The sequence below is a fragment of the Chenggangzhangella methanolivorans genome (assembly GCF_042648545.1).
In the GTDB taxonomy this organism is placed as follows: domain Bacteria; phylum Pseudomonadota; class Alphaproteobacteria; order Rhizobiales; family Methylopilaceae; genus Methylopila; species Methylopila methanolivorans.
Map to the genome: position 1 here is coordinate 902,461 of NZ_JBHRXS010000003.1, position 16,307 is coordinate 918,767.

The window sequence follows — 16,307 nt, forward strand, 5'->3', positions numbered from 1 at the left end:
AGATTGCGGTGGGCAAACGCCCATCGCCCGCAAGTCGTCCTCGCCAGTCCGGCGCCTTGCTTGCATGATGACAGTCAGATGACGCTTCGGCGCATCGACCGGAGGGGCTGGGCATGCGCCGACGCATCCGCTTCCTGTCTGGCCTCGCGCTTGCGGCGGCCGCGTCGCTGTCGCCCGCCGCGGCGGCGGACAAATCGGGCGTGCCGGTCGATCTGGAGCTCGTGCTCGCGGTCGACATCTCCTACTCGATGGACGCCGAGGAGCAGGAGATGCAGCGCGAGGGCTATCGCGCCGCGATCGTCTCCCGCCCGGTGCTCGAGGCCATCGCGCAGGGCATGATCGGCCGCATCGCGGTCGCCTATGTCGAATGGGCCGGCGCCGAGGAGCAGCGCGTCGTCGTGCCCTGGACGCTGATCGACGGCGCCGAAAGCGCCGCCGCCTTCGCCGAGAAGCTCGCGGCCGCGCCGCTGCGCCGGGCCTACCGCACCTCGATCTCGGGCGCGCTGGTGCATTCCGCCAAGCTCTTCGAGACGAGCGGGTTTTCGGGCGCGCGCAAGGTCGTCGACATCTCGGGCGACGGGCCCAACAACCAGGGCGAACCGGTCGAGCTCGTGCGCGACGAGGTGCTGGACCGTGGCATCACGGTCAACGGCCTGCCGCTGATGCTGAAGCGCCCGAGCTTCGCCATGATGGACGTCGGCGACCTCGACGCCTACTACCGCGACTGCGTCATCGGCGGGCCGGGCGCCTTCATGGTGCCGGTGCGCTCCATCGCGCAGTTCCCGGACGCCGTCCGCACCAAGCTCTTGATGGAGATCGCGGGCCTGGCCCCCGACCATCCCTCGATCGGGCCCGGCGGCCTCGCCTCGGTTCCGGTCGCAGCCGAGCGCGTGAGATCCGACTGCACCTCGGGCGAGCAGCTCTGGCGCGAGCGCTTCGGCAACTGAACGGCTTCGGGGACGCGTGCGGAGCGGCCGTGCTATGAGCGCCGCCGCCCCGCCCGAGCGTCCGAGTTCTCCCGATGTCGCTGTCTCCCGAAATCCTTTTGATGTTCGCGTTCGTCGGCCTGTTCGCCGGCGCGGTCGACGCGATCGCGGGCGGCGGCGGGCTCATCACCGTGCCGGCGCTGCTGCTCGGCGGCCTCGACCCCGTCTCGGCGATCGCCACCAACAAGCTGCAGGGCTCGATCGGCACGGCGGCCGCGACCTGGCGATTCGCCCGCGCCGGCATGATCGATTTCCGCTCGCGCTCGACCTGGGGGCTGGCGGCCGCGGCCTTCGTCGGCGCGGTGATCGGCTCGGCGCTGGTCGCGGTCGCGCCCGTGGAGGCGATGCGGATCGCGCTGCCGTTCCTGCTGATCGCGGTGGCGCTCTACTTCGCCTTCGGGCCGAGGATGTCGGACGTCGACGCCGCGGCCCGGATGACGCCGCTCGCCTTCGGCCTCGGCGTCGTCGCGCCGATCGGGGCCTATGACGGGCTGTTCGGCCCCGGCGCCGGGTCGTTCTACATGATCGCGCTGGTGGCGCTCACCGGCGTCGGGGCCGCCAAGGCCGTGGCGCGCACCAAGCTCCTCAACATGTCGTCCAACCTCGCCGGGCTCATCGTGTTCGTGGCGGCGGGACACGTGGTCTGGCTCGCGGGCTTCGCGATGGCGGCCGGCACGATCGCCGGCGCCCAGCTCGGCTCGGCGCTCGCGCTGAAGCACGGCGTGAAGCTCGTCCGCCCGCTGGTGATCGTGGTGTCGCTCGCGCTCGCCGCGCGGCTGATGTTCGACCCCGCCCATCCGGTCGGGCAGGCGGTCCGGAGCGCGCTCGGGCGCTAAGGGCAAGGCGCGTTCCATCGCGCCGGCGCCCGATCCCTGATCGGCCGCGTCGCGATCCCTGACCGATCCCGTTGCAATCCCTCAGGCTGACGTGTAAAAGCCCCGCTTCCGCGCGGGTCCGGCTGTATGGGCTGCCGTGGCGCGCCATCAACAGCTCGAGGTTTTTCGGCTGACCCTCACCGCTCCGGTTTTCCGGCGCGGCGAAGCCAGTCGCAAATCGCCTCACCAGATCGGAGAGCGAAATGCCCAAGCTCAAGTCCAAGTCGGCGGCGAAGAAGCGCTTCCGCTTCACCGCGACCGGCAAGGTCATCTCCGCCCAGGCGGGCAAGCGCCACGGGATGATCAAGCGCACCAACAAGCAGATCCGCAACCAGCGGGGCACCACGATCCTGACGCCGGCGGACGCCCGCATCGTCAAGTCGTTCCTGCCCTACGGCTGATCGAGCTTTTCGCGCTTTTCACCCCTTCAGACGTTTGAGAGATAGACCATGGCTCGCGTGAAACGGGGCGTTACGTCCCACGCCAAGCACAAGAAGACCCTCGACGCGGCGAAAGGCTTTTACGGCCGCCGCAAGAACACGATCCGGGCCGCCAAGGCCGCCGTCGATCGGTCGATGCAGTACGCCTACCGCGACCGCAAGAACAAGAAGCGGACGTTCCGGGCGCTCTGGATCCAGCGCATCAACGCCGCCGTGCGCGAGCACGGCCTGACCTACAGCCGCTTCATCGACGGCCTCGCCAAGGCCGGCATCGAGGTGGATCGCCGCCTGCTCTCCGAGCTCGCCATCGCCGAGCCCGCCGCCTTCGGCGCGCTCGCCGCGAAGGCCAAGGCCGCGCTGCCGCAGGCGTGAACGTTCTGAAGCGTCTTCGGGCGCTTCTGCGATCCAGAACAGAGCTCGTCATGCCCCGGCTTGTCCGGGGCATCCAGTCTTCCGCAGCTCCTTCGCTCGATGATCTGGCCTGGATCCCCCGGACAAGCCGGGGGATGACGTTGCGTTTCATGATCGGCCGGGTATGTCTTCCGCCGATCGTAAGAAGCGGCGTCCTTTCATGACCGACCTTTCCGAACTCTCCTCGCTCGAAACCCAGCTTCTCGCCGAGATCGAGGCCGCGTCCGACGAGGCCTCGCTCGAAGCGCTGCGCGTCGCGGCGCTCGGCAAGAAGGGCTCGGTCTCCGAGAAGATGAAGACGCTGGGGTCGATGGACCCCGAGACGCGCAAGACCTTCGGCCCGGCGCTCAACGGCCTGCGCGACAAGATCGCGACCGCGCTCACCGAGAAGAAGGCCGCGCTCGCCGACGCGGCCCTCGACGCGCGGCTCGCCGCCGAAACGCTCGACGTCTCGCTGCCGGTGCGCGAGACCGGCCTCGAGACCGGGCGCATCCATCCGGTCTCCCAGGTCACCGACGAGATCGTGGCGATCTTCTCGGCCATGGGCTTCTCGGTCGCCGAAGGCCCGGACATCGAGACCGACGACTACAACTTCACCAAGCTCAATTTCCCCGTCGGCCATCCGGCCCGCGAGATGCACGACACCTTCTTCCTGCCGCAGAAGGACGACGGTTCGCGGCTCGTGCTGCGCACCCATACGAGCCCGGTGCAGATCCGTGCCATGGAGGCCTCGAAGCCGCCGATCCGGGTGATCTGCCCCGGCCGCACCTACCGCTTCGACATGGACCAGACGCACACGCCGATGTTCCATCAGGTCGAGGGGCTGGTGATCGACCAGAGCGCCAATCTCGGGCACCTCAAATGGGTGCTGGAGGAGTTCCTGAAGACCTTCTTCGAGGTGCCTTCGGTCGAGCTGCGCTTCCGCCCGTCCTTCTTCCCCTTCACCGAGCCCTCGATGGAGGTCGACGTCCGCTGCCGGCGCCTGCCCAACGAGGTGCGCATCGGCGAGGGCGACGACTGGCTGGAGATCCTCGGCTGCGGGATGGTGCATCCGAACGTGCTGCGCAATGTCGGGATCGACCCGGACGTCTATCAGGGCTTCGCCTGGGGCATGGGGATCGACCGCATCGCCATGCTGAAATACGGCATGCCGGACCTGCGCGACCTGTTCAACGCCGACGCCCGCTGGCTCGCCCATTACGGCTTCCGCCCGCTCGACTTCCCGACGCTCGCAGGCGGGCTGAGTTCGTGAGGCGGGAGCATGGTGCTTCTGTTATCCTCCTGTTTCATCGGGCTGGAGCTGAGGCGTGATGCTGAGCAAATCGAAAGTGGCCGAGATTGCGGATCAAGTCCTGCGCCGGACGCTTGGCCAGCACGGGTACGATCATGCAGAGGTTCGTTTTGGAGACGACCACGACGGCGCCCCCTCGATCTTCATCGACGCATTTTTCCGGGAAGGCTCCGATGCGACGCCGGGTCAGGCGACCCTCACGTCGATCACTGGCCTTTCAAGCGCTTTTCGCGGCCAGGGGGAAGATCGTTTTCCCTATTTTCGCGCCCGTTTTGTTGGTGACGAAATTGGCGTCGAGTAACGGTCGAAGATGCATCAAACTCTGATCGACGTCGCATGGCTGCTTGTCGACCATGATACCGGTCGACCTCGCCAAGCGACGCTTCGGCGAGCGGTCAGCACTGCTTACTATGCGGTGTTTCATGCTATTTGCCGCCTCTGCGCGAATGAACTGGTCGGCAAATCGACAGCATCACGTGACTGGACGGCCATTTATCGATCCATAGACCACGGCACGTTCAAAACTGTTCGCGAACAAGACCTCCGTGCAAACCATCTCGGCGCCGGCGTCCATGGCATCCTTGATCTGCTCATCGATTTGCAGCGGGATCGTCATGACGCCGACTACAATCCCGAGCCGTTTGCGTATGGCCGTTTGGAAGTCAGGGCTCTGATCAATTCGGCTGAAGTCGCCATTATCGCCCTGGATGGTCTGTCTTCTGCGGAGAAGCGCGCTTTCGCGGTCGCCATGCTGGCCCGCCCTCGCCGCAAGTGATGAGACTTTGAGAGCACGATGAAATTCTCCCTCTCCTGGCTGAAAGAGCACCTCGCGGGCGACGCCGACCTCGTCGCCGTCACCGAGACGCTGACCCGCGTCGGGCTCGAGGTCGAGCATGTCGAGGACAAGGCGGGCGAACTCCATCCCTTCGTGGTCGGGCGCATTCTCGCCGCCGAGCGCCACCCGAACGCCGACAAGCTGCAGGTCTGCCGCGTCGACGTCGGCCGGCCGGAGCCGCTGCAGGTCGTGTGCGGCGCTCCGAACGCGCGGACGGGCCTCAAGGTCGTGTTCGCCGCGCCCGGGACCGTCATCCCCTCCTCCGGGGTGAAGCTCGGCGCCTCTGAGATCCGCGGCGTGCCCTCGGCCGGCATGCTGTGCTCGGGCCGCGAGCTCGGGCTGTCGGAGGAAAGCGACGGCATCCTGGAGCTTCCCGCCGACGCCCCGGTCGGAAAGCCGTTCGCGCCGGTGATCGGGCTCGACGACCCGGTGATCGAGATCGCGGTCACGCCGAACCGCTCGGACTGCCTCGGCGTCCATGGCGTCGCCCGCGACCTCGCCGCCGCCGAGATCGGAACGCTGATCGAGCCCGGCCTGAACCCGGTGCGCGGCGCCTATCCCTGCCCCGTGAACGTGCGCCTCGACTTCGGCGACACGCCCCCGCTGTCGCCGCTGTTCGCGCTGCGGATGGTGCGCGGCGTGAAGAACGGCCCCTCGCCCGAATGGCTGCAGCGCAAGCTGAAGTCGATCGGCCAGAAGCCGATCAACGCGCTCGTCGACGTCACCAACTACCTCACCTTCGACCGCGGCCGTCCGCTGCACGTCTTCGACGCCGCCAAGGTGAAGGGCGATCTCGTGGTGCGCCGCGGCCGCGCGGGCGAAAGCTTCGCCGCGCTCGACGGCAAGGACTACGCGCTCGACGAGACCATGTGCGTGATCGCCGACGATCACGGCGTCGAGTCGCTCGCCGGAATCATGGGCGGCGCCTCGACGGGCTGCGGCGCCGACACGGTCGACGTGCTGATCGAGAGCGCGCTCTGGGATCCGCTCGCGATCGCGCGCACGGGCCGGGCGCTCAACATCCATTCCGACGCGCGCCACCGCTTCGAGCGCGGCGTCGATCCCGCCTTCACGATCCCGGGCCTCGAGCTCGCCACGCGCCTCATCCTCGAGATCTGCGGCGGCGAGGCCTCCGAGCTCGTGGTCGCGGGCGAGGTCCCCGAGCGCGACCTCATCATCGACTTCCCCATCTCCGAGGTGAAGCGCCTCACCGGGCTCGTGGTCGCTCCCGCCGAGGTCAAGGCGCCGCTGTCGCTGCTCGGGTTCTGGGTGTCGGGCCATGGCGAGACGCTGAAGGTCGCGGTGCCGAGCTGGCGGCCGGACGTCGAGGGCAAGGCCGACCTCGTCGAGGAGGTCGTGCGCATCATCGGCCTCGACAAGGTCGAGGCGAGCCCGCTGCCGCAGGCGCAGTCGCTCGCGGCCGCCAGGCTCAGCCCGGTGCAGCGCCGCGCCCGCACGGCGCGCCGGACGCTCGCCGCCCGCGGCCTCGTCGAAGCCGTCACCTGGTCGTTCGTCAGCCGCCAGCAGGCGACGAGCTTCGGCGGCGGAAAGCCCGAGCTTGCGCTCGCCAACCCGATCGCCGCCGACCTTTCGGACATGCGCCCGAGCCTGCTGCCGGGCCTGATCGCCGCCGCCCAGCGCAACGCCGACCGCGGGTCGGGCGACGTCGCGCTGTTCGAGGTCGGCCAGACCTTCCTCGGCGACCGTCCGCAGGACCAGCGCATGCAGGCGACCGGCGTCCGCCGCGGAACCGCGAAGGCGCGCGGGACGGGCCGGCACTGGGGCGAGCAGGCGCTCCCCGTCGACGCCTTCGACGCCAAGGGCGACGCGCTCAACGTTTTGGCGGCGCTCGGCCTGTCGGCGAGTTCGGTGCAGATCGCGCAAGGCGCGGCGCCCGCCTGGTTCCATCCCGGCCGCTCGGCGGCGCTCCAGCTCGGCCCCAAGGTCGTGCTCGGGGCCTTCGGCGAGCTCCATCCGCGCGTCCTGAAGGCGCTCGGCGTCTCGGGCCCGCTGGTCGGCTTCGAGATCACGCTCGACGCCCTGCCCGCCCCGAAGGCCAAGGCGACGCGCGCCAAGCCGCCCTTCGAGGGCTCGGCGCTGCAGCCGCTGTCCCGCGACTTCGCCTTCCTCGCCGATCGCGACACGCCGGCGGGCGAGCTGATCCGCGCCGCGCAGGCCGCCGACCGCAAGCTCGTGACGCGCGTCGACCTGTTCGACCGCTACGAGGGTCCGGGCGTTCCCGAGGGCAAGGTCTCGCTCGCGCTCGCGGTGACGCTCCAGCCGCGCGACAAGACGCTGACCGACGCCGAGATCGAGGAGATTTCGGGACGGATCGTGGCGCAGGTCGAGAAAGCCACGGGCGCGACGCTGCGCGGCTGACCGCCGCCGTCGTCCCGGGCCTGACCCGGGACCCGGAACCGACGACGTGAGGAATCTGGACGGACCGCCTCGGCTCTGGATCCCGGCTCTTCGGCCGGGATGACCGTTGGGGTTCGGGCGCGCCGCCGCCGAAGCCGGCGTTCGTGCGCCTTGGCGGGTGACCCGCCGCCGTCGTCCCGGGCTTGACCCGGGACCCGGAACCGACGCCGTGAGGACTCTGGACGGACCGCCTCGGTTCTGGATCCCGGCTCTTCGGCCGGGATGACCGTCGAGGTTCGGGCGCGACGCCGCCGAAGCCGGCGTTCGTGCTCTTTGGCTGCTGACCCGCCGCCGTCGTCCCGGGCTTGACCCGGGACCCGGAACCGACGCCGTGAGGAATCTGGACGGACCGCCTCGGCTCTGGATCCCGGCTCTTCGGCCGGGATGACCGTTGGGGTTCGGGCGCGCCGCCGCCGAAGCCGGCGTTCGTACTCCTTGGCGGTTGACCCGCCGTCGTCGTCCCGGGCTTGACCCGGGACCCAGAACCGACGCCGTGGGAAACTTCGACCGGACCATTCCGGCTCTGCGCTCGGGATGGCGCCCCGCCGCAGGACGCGCCCGGACTCCCCGAGTCTACGCGTCCCGGTTGTTTCGTATTCGCCCGGCCTCGTCTTGGCTCGATCGCAGCGCGCGAGTCTAGGCCGAGTCCTCACGAGTCGAGTCTTGTTTCGTTCCAGTAGAACGAATCGCGGCCGAATCGCCGATTCCCGATTCGTTCCAGTTTAGACTCCGCCGTCGCCCAATTTGCCCATCATTTGTTAACCATGACTGCGAAGAAACCGCTCTCCTGCGGCGGCGGCGGCGGCGGCGGCGATCGGCGTCTTCGCTTCGGTGGCGCCCGGCCGCCATCGGCGCCACGCTGGTCGAATGTGCAATCTCTACTCGCTCACCAAGGGCCAGGCCGCGATCCGCGAACTCGCCCGCGCGATGGTCGACCGAACCGGCAACCTCCCCCCGACGCCCGGGATCTTCCCGGACTACGCCGCGCCGATCGTCCGGAACGGGGCGGAGGGCCGCGAGCTCACGCTCGCCCGCTGGGGCATGCCGACCTCGCAGAAGGTCATTCTCGACGCGGCCTCCAGGCGCGCCGACAAGCTGCGGGCGAAGGGCGGGACGGTCGATTTCCAGGAGCTGCTGCGCCGCGAGCCGGACGGCGGCGTCACCAACATCCGCAACGTCGCGAGCCGGCACTGGACGCGCTGGCTCGGGGTCGAGCACCGCTGCGTCGCGCCGCTGACCTCGTTCTCCGAATATGGCCGCGCTCCCGGCGGCGGCGCCGCGCCGGTCTGGTTCGCGCTGTCGCAGGAGCGGCCCTTGTGCGTCTTCGCCGGGCTCTGGACCCGCTGGTCGGGCGTGCGCAAGGCCAGGACCGGGTGGGAGGAGGACATCGACCTCTACGGCGTCCTGACCTGCGAGCCGAACGCCGTGGTGGCGCCGGTCCACCCGAAGGCGATGCCCGTCGTCCTGACGACGGCCGAGGAGATCGACGTCTGGATGCGCGCCCCCTGGGCCGAAGCGCGCGCGCTTCAGCGCCCGCTGCCCGACGACCGCCTCATGATCGTCGCGGCCGGCGCGAAGGAGGACGGCGCCGAAAGCGATTCGGATTCCGAATGGTCGTTAAAATTTTAGGCAAGTTTGAAACGCGCCCACAACGGGTGTCCGATTACGAAACATCTCGCGGAGGTTGCTTTACGTAGGTTCCGTGGATGGCCGCCGGGTCCACATGCCCGAGGTTCCGGCGGCCGGACCTACCCCTCCCCGAAGACCCTCCCCAGCCGCCGTCTAGGCTCCGCTCGCCTCAGCCGTCATCCCGGGCCGGACCCGGGATCCAGAACCGACGCGCGTCGAGCGTTCGCGGAAGCCGTCTCGGTTCTGGATCCCGGCTCTTCGGCCGGGATGACGGGCGGAGGTTCGTGCGGCGCGCCGGCGGACGGCGCGGGGTGTTTATCCGCAGAAGGCTCAGGAAACTCAGCCGTCATCCCGGGCTTGACCCGGGATCCAGAACCGACGCCCGTCGAGCGTTCGCGGAAGCCGTTTCGGTTCTGGATCCCGGCTCTTCGGCCGGGATGACGGGCGGCGGTTCGGGCGGTTCGCCGGCGGACGGCGCGGGGGTGCTTATCCGTAGAAGGCTCAGGAAGCCCAGCCGTCATCCCGGGCCTGACCCGGGATCCAGAACCGACGCCCTCGACGCGTTCGCGGTAGCCGTTCCGGTTCTGGATCCCGGCTCTTCGGCCGGGATTACGGGCGGCGGTTCGGGCGGCTCTTCGGCCGACGGCGCGGGGTGTTTATCCTTAGAAGGCTCAGGAAGCCCAGCCGTCATCCCGGGCTTGACCCGGGATCCGGAACCGACGCGCGTCGAGCGTTCGCGGCGTCCGTCTCGGTTCTGGATCCCGGCTCTTCGGCCGGGATGACGGGCGGCGGTTCATGCGCGCCTCGAGTGGGAGGCCGACGGTCCCTGCGCCTTGCCGGCGAACCGCCCCTGAGGCGAACCGGAGACAGTCCCCAGGCTCTCGCTCCGCGAGGGGTTTCCCCATTCGGCTACCGCAGGTAGCGTCCCCTCGCCCCGCCTCGCCGGGGCCAACAAAAGCAGAGTCGGGAGGGGCCGATGGCCACCATCGTGGGCGGAACAGGCGACGACTCGCTCGTCGGCCAGGACGAACCCAACGTCATCGAGGGCCGCGGCGGGAACGACACGCTGACCGGCGGCGCGTTCGAGGACACGCTGAAAGGCGGCGCCGGAAACGACCTGCTGATCGGGAACGAATACGACGTCTTCATCGGCGGCGAGGGGAACGACAGCATCGAGGCCTACGGCGTGTTCCCGGCTTCCGGCTATGTCGACGCCGGCGTCGGCGACGACGTCATCACCTTCCACTACAACGCCGGCGCGCGGATCGACGGCGGCGACGGCTACGACCGGCTGGTGCTGTCGGGCGTGCGCGAGCTCTACAATTTCGACGTCAGGAACGTCGAAGCGCTCGAAGTCGGCGACACGCCGTTCTACGCCACCTTCGCGCAGCTCAAGAGCTTAGAGACCATCCGCAACGCCGAAGGCTTCGAGGGCCAGCGGATCGAGATCCGCCTCGACGAGGCCGGCCGCATCGACCTCTCGCCCGAGCTCGGCTCGACCTCGGCCCATATCAGGGCGAGCGTCTATTCGGACACGATCACCTCCGGCTCCGGCGACGACGTGATCGAGGGCGGCGGCGGCCGCGACGTGTTCGACGGCGGCGCCGGGAACGACACGCTGCTCGGCGACGACTTCGGAAGCGAGCTGCTGATCGGCGGGGAGGGGAACGACGTCCTCTTCGGCGGAGCGGGCGAAAACACGCTGCTCGGCGGCGACGGCGACGACCGCCTGTCCTCGGCGGGCGCCCGCATGAGCATGGAGGGCGGGGCCGGCGACGACGTCGTCGAGATGACGACCGGCGCGAGCTCGGGCGTGCTCGACGGCGGCGAGGGCTTCGACCGGCTGATCGCCAAGGGCGACCTCACGGGGCTTGCGATCTCGGGCTTCGAGCAGCTCGAGACCGGGACCACGGTCACCGGGACGATCGCGTTCTTCGAGGGCTTTGACGCCATCCTCGGCCGCGGCCTGAGGGGCAAGCCCGATCTGAGGCTCGCCGACGCCGGGACGATCGACCTCTCCGACCAGCTCGACGGAAACGGCGTGCGCCTCGTCGGCTCGGCCGGCGACGACGTCATCACGTCGGGCGCGGGCGACGACCTGCTGAAGGGCGGCGCCGGCGACGACGAGATCCACGCCGGCGCCGGAAACGACGGCCTCACCGTGACGGCCGGCCGCGACACGCTGTTCGGCGGGGAGGGCGACGACAAGTTCAACTCCACCAAGTCCGGCGGCAAGGCCGTGCTCGACGGCGGCGACGGCGAGGACGTGCTGTTCGCGCGCGGCGACATCACGCGCCTCGAAATCTCCGGGATCGAGATCTTCGAGACGCGCGGCGGCTATGTGTCCGGGACCGCCGAGCAGTTCGAGGGCTTCGACGTCATCCGCGTGAACGCCGAGGGCCTCGACCTGCCGGTCAACATCTCGCTCACCGAGGCGGGGCGGCTCAATCTCAGCGACCAGCTCGAGGGCCGCGACGCGCGGCTGTTCGGCTCCGACGGCGACGACCGGCTGACGGCCTCGGGCGGCGACGACACGCTCGAGGGCGGCGACGGGAACGACACGCTGATCGGCGGCGCCGGCCGCGACTGGTTCTTCGGCGGAGAGGGCGACGACGTCTATGTGGTCGACGACGTCCGCGACCATGTCGACGGCCTCGGCGACTACGGAACCGACACGGTGCGCGCGAGCGTCGACTACCGGCTCGTGCGCGAGGTCGAGAACCTCGTGCTGACGGGCTCGCAGGCCCTCGACGGGACCGGCAACGAGCTCGACAACGTCCTCACGGGCAACCGCGCGAACAACACGCTCGAGGGCCGCGGCGGCGACGACACGCTCGACGGCGGCGAGGGCGCGGACGTGCTCGACGGCGGCAAGGGCTTCGACACCGCCGACTACCGCTCCTCCGAAGAAGCCGTGGGGATCGATCTCGGCGACGGCTCGGCCTTCGGCGGCGAGGCGGATTTCGACACGCTGATCGACGTCGAGGGCGTGCTCGGCTCGCGCTTCGCCGACGAGCTCACGGGCGATGATGGCCGCAACCGGCTGAGCGGCGGCGCCGGCGACGACACGCTCGACGGCGGGGCGGGGGCCGACACGCTTGTCGGCGGCGGCGGAAACGACCTCGTCAGCTACCAGGAGTCCGACGCCCGCGTCGTGATCGATCTCGAGGCCGGAACCTTCAGGGGCGGCGACGCCAAGGGCGACGTGCTGACGGGCGTCGAGCGCATCGTCGGCTCGGCCTTCGACGACAAGCTCACCGGCTCGTCGGGCGCCGACGACCTCGGCGGCTCGTTCGGCGACGACACGATCCGCGGCGGGGCGGGCGACGACGTGATCGAGGGCGGGGCGGGCTCCGACGTCCTGGCGGGCGGAGAGGGGCGCGACGTCTTCGCCTATGTGTTCCTGAGGGGCGGCGAGCGCGACGTCATCGAGGACTTCACGGTCGGCGAGGACCGCTTCCGGTTCTTCTCGGGCACGAGCGGCCTCGATGTCGGCGAGCTCGGGAAGGGCGACTTCGCGTTCGTCGGCGAACCGCAGGGCGAGGCGCGCCTGCTCTACGACGCGGAAAAGGGGCTGCTGCTGTTCGACCGCGACGGTTCGGGCGACGACGCGGCGATCGTGATTGCCGAGATCGGCGAGAACCTCGACCTCTCGGCCAGGGACTTCTTCGTCGTCTGAGACCGCGGCGGTTCAGCCGGCGGTGTCGAACTGCGCCTCGTGCAGCGCGCGGTACCGCCCGGCCGTCGCCACCAGCTCGCGGTGGCTGCCCTGCTCGGCGACGCCGTTCTCGTCCACCACCACGATGCGGTCGGCGTTGCGGATCGTGGCGAGCCGGTGGGCGATGATGAGCGTGGTGCGGCCTTGCGCGAGTTCGGTCAGCGAGGTCTGGATCTGGCGCTCGGTCTCGGCGTCGAGCGCCGAGGTCGCCTCGTCGAGGATCAGGATCGCGGGGTTCTTGAGGAACATCCGCGCGATCGCGAGCCGCTGCTTCTGCCCGCCCGAGAGCTTCACGCCGCGTTCGCCCACGACCGTGTCGAGGCCTGCGGGAAGAGCCGCGATCATGTCGTCGATGCGCGCGCGCCGGGCCGCCTCGACGATCTCGGCGTCGCTCGCGCCGAGCCGGCCATAGGCGATGTTCTCGCGGATCGTGCCGGCGAACAGGAACACGTCCTGCTGCACCACGCCGACCTGGCGGCGCAGCGAGGTGAGCGTGAAGTCCCGCACGTCCCGCCCGTCGATCGAGATGCGCCCGGCCCCGACCTCGTAGAAGCGCGGCAGCAGCGCGCAGATCGTGGTCTTGCCGGCGCCCGAGGGGCCGACGAACGCCACCGTCTCGCCCGCCCGCACCGTGAGGCTGAGATTGGAGAGCACCGGCCGTCCCGGCGTGTAGGCGAAGTCGACGCCCTCATAGGCGATCTCGCCCTTGAGCGTCGGCGCCTCGACCGCGTCCGGCCCGTCGACGATGTCGGAGCGGGTGTCGAGGAATTCGAGGTAGCGTTTGAAGCCCGCGACGCCCTTCGGATAGGTCTCGATGACGGCGTTGATCTTCTCGACCGGGCGGAAGAACACGCCGATCAGCAGCAGGAACGCCACGAAGCCGCCATGGCTCAGCGTGCCCTGGATCACGAAGTAGCTGCCCGCCACCATCACGGTGAGCTGGATGAGCCGCATGCTCATGTAGCTGAGCGAGGTCGAGGCCGCCATGATGCGGTAGGCCATCAGCTTGGTCGCGCGGTAGCGCGCGTTGTCCTCGGCGAAGAGGCGGCGCTCGTGGTCTTCGTTGGCGAAGGCCTGCACCACGCGGATGCCGCCGACATTCTCCTCGATGCGGGCGTTGAAGTCGCCGACGCGGCCGTAGAGCTCCTGCCAGTTGCGCGTCATGCGCCCGCCGTAGCGGCTGGTGAGCCAGGCGGTGAGCGGCACCACCGCGACCGTGATGAGCGCGAGCTCGACGTTCACCGTGAACATCAGCGCGAAGGCGCCGAAAAGCGTCATGATGGCGATGAACAGGTCTTCGGGCCCGTGATGCGCGACCTCGCCGATCTCCTCGAGATCCTTGGTCAGGCGCCCGACGAGGTGGCCGGTCTTCTGATTGTCGAACCAGCCGAAGGAGAGCTTCTGCAGGTGGTCGAACGCCTTGCGGCGCATCTCGGTCTCGATGTTGATCCCGAGCATGTGGCCCCAATAGGTGACCACCGCCATGAGGCCGGTGTTGACCACGTAGATCGCCAGCAGCCCGAGCGCGGCGAGCAGCACCAGCCCCCATTGCTGGGTCGGCAGCAGCGTGTCGACGAAGATCTTGACCGCGATCGGGAAGCCGAGCTCGAGCAGGCCCGAGGCGACCGCCGAGCCGAAGTCGAGCCAGAACAGGCCGGCGTGCGGCCGGTAATATGAGAAGAAGCGCTTCAGCATGGCCGGCGGTGAGCCCTCCCGGCCCGTTCTGCGACGTCCGGGCAATACCGCCCGGAGGAGGCGGCCGCAAGGTTTTGCATGCCGGCGACGCCCGCAACGTCAGCGGTTTGGAGCGCTTCCAGGTTTCCGGGGCGCTCGGCCGCGAACGCGATGGGATGAGATCGCCCTCGCCGTCTCGACCCGTCATCCCGGGCCTGACCCGGGATCCAGAACCGCCGCCCTCGGAGCGTTAGCGGATGGCGCATCGGTTCTGGATCCCGGCTCTCCGGCCGGGATGACGGGCGGGGGTTCGGGGCGGTTCTTGGCGAGGCGCGCAGCGCGTGCGGGCCGCAGGAGCTCGGGACGCTCAGCCGTCATCCCGGGCCTGACCCGGGATCCAGAACCGCCGCCCTCGGAGCGTTCGCGGATGGCGCATCGGTTCTGGATCCCGGCTCTCCGGCCGGGATGACGGGCGGGGGTTTGGGGCGGTTCTTGGCGAGGCGCGCAGCGCGTGCGGGCCGTAGGAGGCTCGGGACGCTCAGCCGTCATCCCGGGCTTGACCCGGGATCCAGAACCGACGCCCGTGGAGCGATCGCGGACGCCCGCCCCGGCTCTGGATCCCGGCTCTCCGGCCGGGATGACGGGCGGGGGTTCGGAGCGGTTCTTGGCGAGGCGCGCGGCGCATGCGGGCCGCAGGAGGCTCGGGACGCTCAGCCGTCATTCCGGGCTTGACCCGGGATCCAGAACCGACGCCCGCGGAGCGTTCGCGGATGGCGCCTCGGTCCCGGATCCCGGCGCTTCGGCCGGGACGACGCGCGGGGGTTCGGGCGGCCCGATCCGGAATTCGGGCCTAGAACCGCGTCGTCAGCGCGTTCAGCCAGTCGGGCGAGGCGTCCACCAGCGCGGTCTCGATCCGCTTGTCGTAGCCGCTCACGACCGCGAGCCCGACGAGGATCAACGCGATCCCGAGCGCGATCCGGCCCGCGCGCCCGGCCCCCGCCATGCGGGCGCGCCAGCGCTGGAGAAGCTCGCTCGACATCAGCCCCAGCAGGACGAGCGGCGTCGCGGCCCCGAGTCCGAACACGCCCATTGTGGCCGCGACCGACCCCAGATCCTCGCCGCGCGCCGCCAGCATCGAGGCCGCGCCGAGCGTCGGCCCGACGCAGGGCGCCCAGACCACGCCGAGCAGCAGGCCGACCAGGAACTGCCCGGCGAGCCCGGCGCGCGAGACGAGGTCGAGCCGCTCCGCCGCCCAATGGCTCGCCGGCCCCGCGGCGTTCGCGACGCGCGCCTGCGCGGCGGGGACGAGAAGCACGGCGCCGACGACCATCAGCAGCGCGGCGGCCACGGGGCGGAACACGGTCTCGTCGAGCCCGATGGAGAAGCCGACGGTCGCGACGAACAGCCCGACGGCTACGAAGGAAAGCGTGAGCCCGACCCCGAGCGCGACTGGCCCCAGCCGGCGCTCCCCTTGCGCCGCCGCGAGCGCGACCGGCACGAGCGGCAGCACGCAGGGCGAGAGCAGCGTGAGCAGGCCGGCGAGATAAGCGAGGCCGAGGGTGACGAGCATGCGCGCCTTCGAGGCGTCGGGTGTCGATGCGGCGCCGTCTCTTCGCAAACATAGAGCGGAGCCGGGACGAGCGGCAGGCGCCATTCCGGCGGAGGCGCGGGCATGACGGCCTCCGCGCCTTGCGACTTTCATCCCGCCGACAGCAGCGTCGCGGCCGGCCGCTTCCCTCTCCCGCTTGCGGGAGAGGGTGAGGGTGAGGGCGCTCGCGCCGGGGCGTCAGAACCAAGCTCGTCCGCGCGGTCGGTTCCCGGTCTGGCCCCCGCAGCGCCATGTCCCCTCATCCTCACCTTCTCCCGTGAACGGGAGAAGGAGCGGCCGACGTCGCGGGCGGTCAGGCCGCAGGCGCGCTCTCATCCCGCCGACGCGCTTTCACCCGCCGACAGCAGCGTCGCGGCCGGCCGCTTCCCTCTCCCGCTTGCGGGAGAGGGTGAGGGCGCTCGCGCCGGGGCGTCAGAACCAA

Annotated in this window: 12 protein-coding genes; 10 read left to right on the forward strand and 2 right to left on the reverse strand. The window is 70.0% G+C overall.

Going from position 1 to position 16,307, the window contains the following annotated elements; all coding sequences use genetic code 11:
• Positions 1-113: 113 nt before the first annotated feature.
• From ACFOWB_RS04675 to ACFOWB_RS04720, 10 genes are all read left to right on the forward strand, one after another.
• Positions 114-947, forward strand: coding sequence for a DUF1194 domain-containing protein (locus ACFOWB_RS04675; RefSeq protein ID WP_261405603.1), 834 nt, complete (start codon positions 114-116; stop codon positions 945-947).
• A 74-nt stretch (positions 948-1,021) separates the two neighbouring features.
• Positions 1,022-1,822 (forward strand): TSUP family transporter, encoded by an 801-nt coding sequence (locus ACFOWB_RS04680; RefSeq protein ID WP_261405602.1) that lies wholly within the window; start codon positions 1,022-1,024, stop codon positions 1,820-1,822.
• Positions 1,823-2,064: 242 nt separating this feature from the next.
• Positions 2,065-2,262, forward strand: coding sequence for a 50S ribosomal protein L35 (rpmI, locus tag ACFOWB_RS04685; RefSeq protein WP_378145922.1), 198 nt, complete (start codon positions 2,065-2,067; stop codon positions 2,260-2,262).
• A 48-nt stretch (positions 2,263-2,310) separates the two neighbouring features.
• On the forward strand, positions 2,311-2,673 hold the full coding sequence (gene rplT / locus ACFOWB_RS04690) for a 50S ribosomal protein L20 (protein ID WP_378145924.1): 363 nt from the start codon (positions 2,311-2,313) through the stop codon (positions 2,671-2,673).
• Positions 2,674-2,872: 199 nt separating this feature from the next.
• On the forward strand, positions 2,873-3,964 hold the full coding sequence (pheS, locus tag ACFOWB_RS04695) for a phenylalanine--tRNA ligase subunit alpha (RefSeq protein WP_261405600.1): 1,092 nt from the start codon (positions 2,873-2,875) through the stop codon (positions 3,962-3,964).
• Between the two features lie 58 nt (positions 3,965-4,022).
• Positions 4,023-4,304 (forward strand): hypothetical protein, encoded by a 282-nt coding sequence (locus ACFOWB_RS04700; RefSeq protein ID WP_261405599.1) that lies wholly within the window; start codon positions 4,023-4,025, stop codon positions 4,302-4,304.
• A 9-nt stretch (positions 4,305-4,313) separates the two neighbouring features.
• Positions 4,314-4,778 (forward strand): hypothetical protein, encoded by a 465-nt coding sequence (locus ACFOWB_RS04705; protein ID WP_261405598.1) that lies wholly within the window; start codon positions 4,314-4,316, stop codon positions 4,776-4,778.
• Between the two features lie 18 nt (positions 4,779-4,796).
• A complete protein-coding gene (gene pheT, locus ACFOWB_RS04710) occupies positions 4,797-7,217 on the forward strand; it encodes a phenylalanine--tRNA ligase subunit beta (RefSeq protein ID WP_378145927.1) in 2,421 nt (806 codons plus the stop codon).
• Positions 7,218-8,123: 906 nt separating this feature from the next.
• The gene (locus tag ACFOWB_RS04715; protein ID WP_378145929.1) at positions 8,124-8,885 is read left to right on the forward strand and encodes an SOS response-associated peptidase; all 762 of its coding nucleotides are present in this window, start codon (positions 8,124-8,126) and stop codon (positions 8,883-8,885) included.
• 976 nt (positions 8,886-9,861) lie between these two features.
• Positions 9,862-12,564 carry a calcium-binding protein gene (locus tag ACFOWB_RS04720; protein ID WP_261405597.1) on the forward strand — a complete coding sequence of 901 codons (2,703 nt, stop codon included), beginning with the start codon at positions 9,862-9,864 and terminating at the stop codon, positions 12,562-12,564.
• Between the two features lie 12 nt (positions 12,565-12,576).
• Here ACFOWB_RS04720 and ACFOWB_RS04725 read toward each other — a convergent pair whose 3' ends face one another.
• Positions 12,577-14,298 carry an ABC transporter ATP-binding protein gene (locus ACFOWB_RS04725; RefSeq protein WP_261405596.1) on the reverse strand — a complete coding sequence of 574 codons (1,722 nt, stop codon included), beginning with the start codon at positions 14,296-14,298 and terminating at the stop codon, positions 12,577-12,579.
• A gap of 829 nt (positions 14,299-15,127) precedes the next feature.
• Positions 15,128-15,847 (reverse strand): cytochrome c biogenesis CcdA family protein, encoded by a 720-nt coding sequence (locus tag ACFOWB_RS04730; protein WP_261405595.1) that lies wholly within the window; start codon positions 15,845-15,847, stop codon positions 15,128-15,130.
• Between the last annotated feature and the right edge of the window lie 460 nt (positions 15,848-16,307).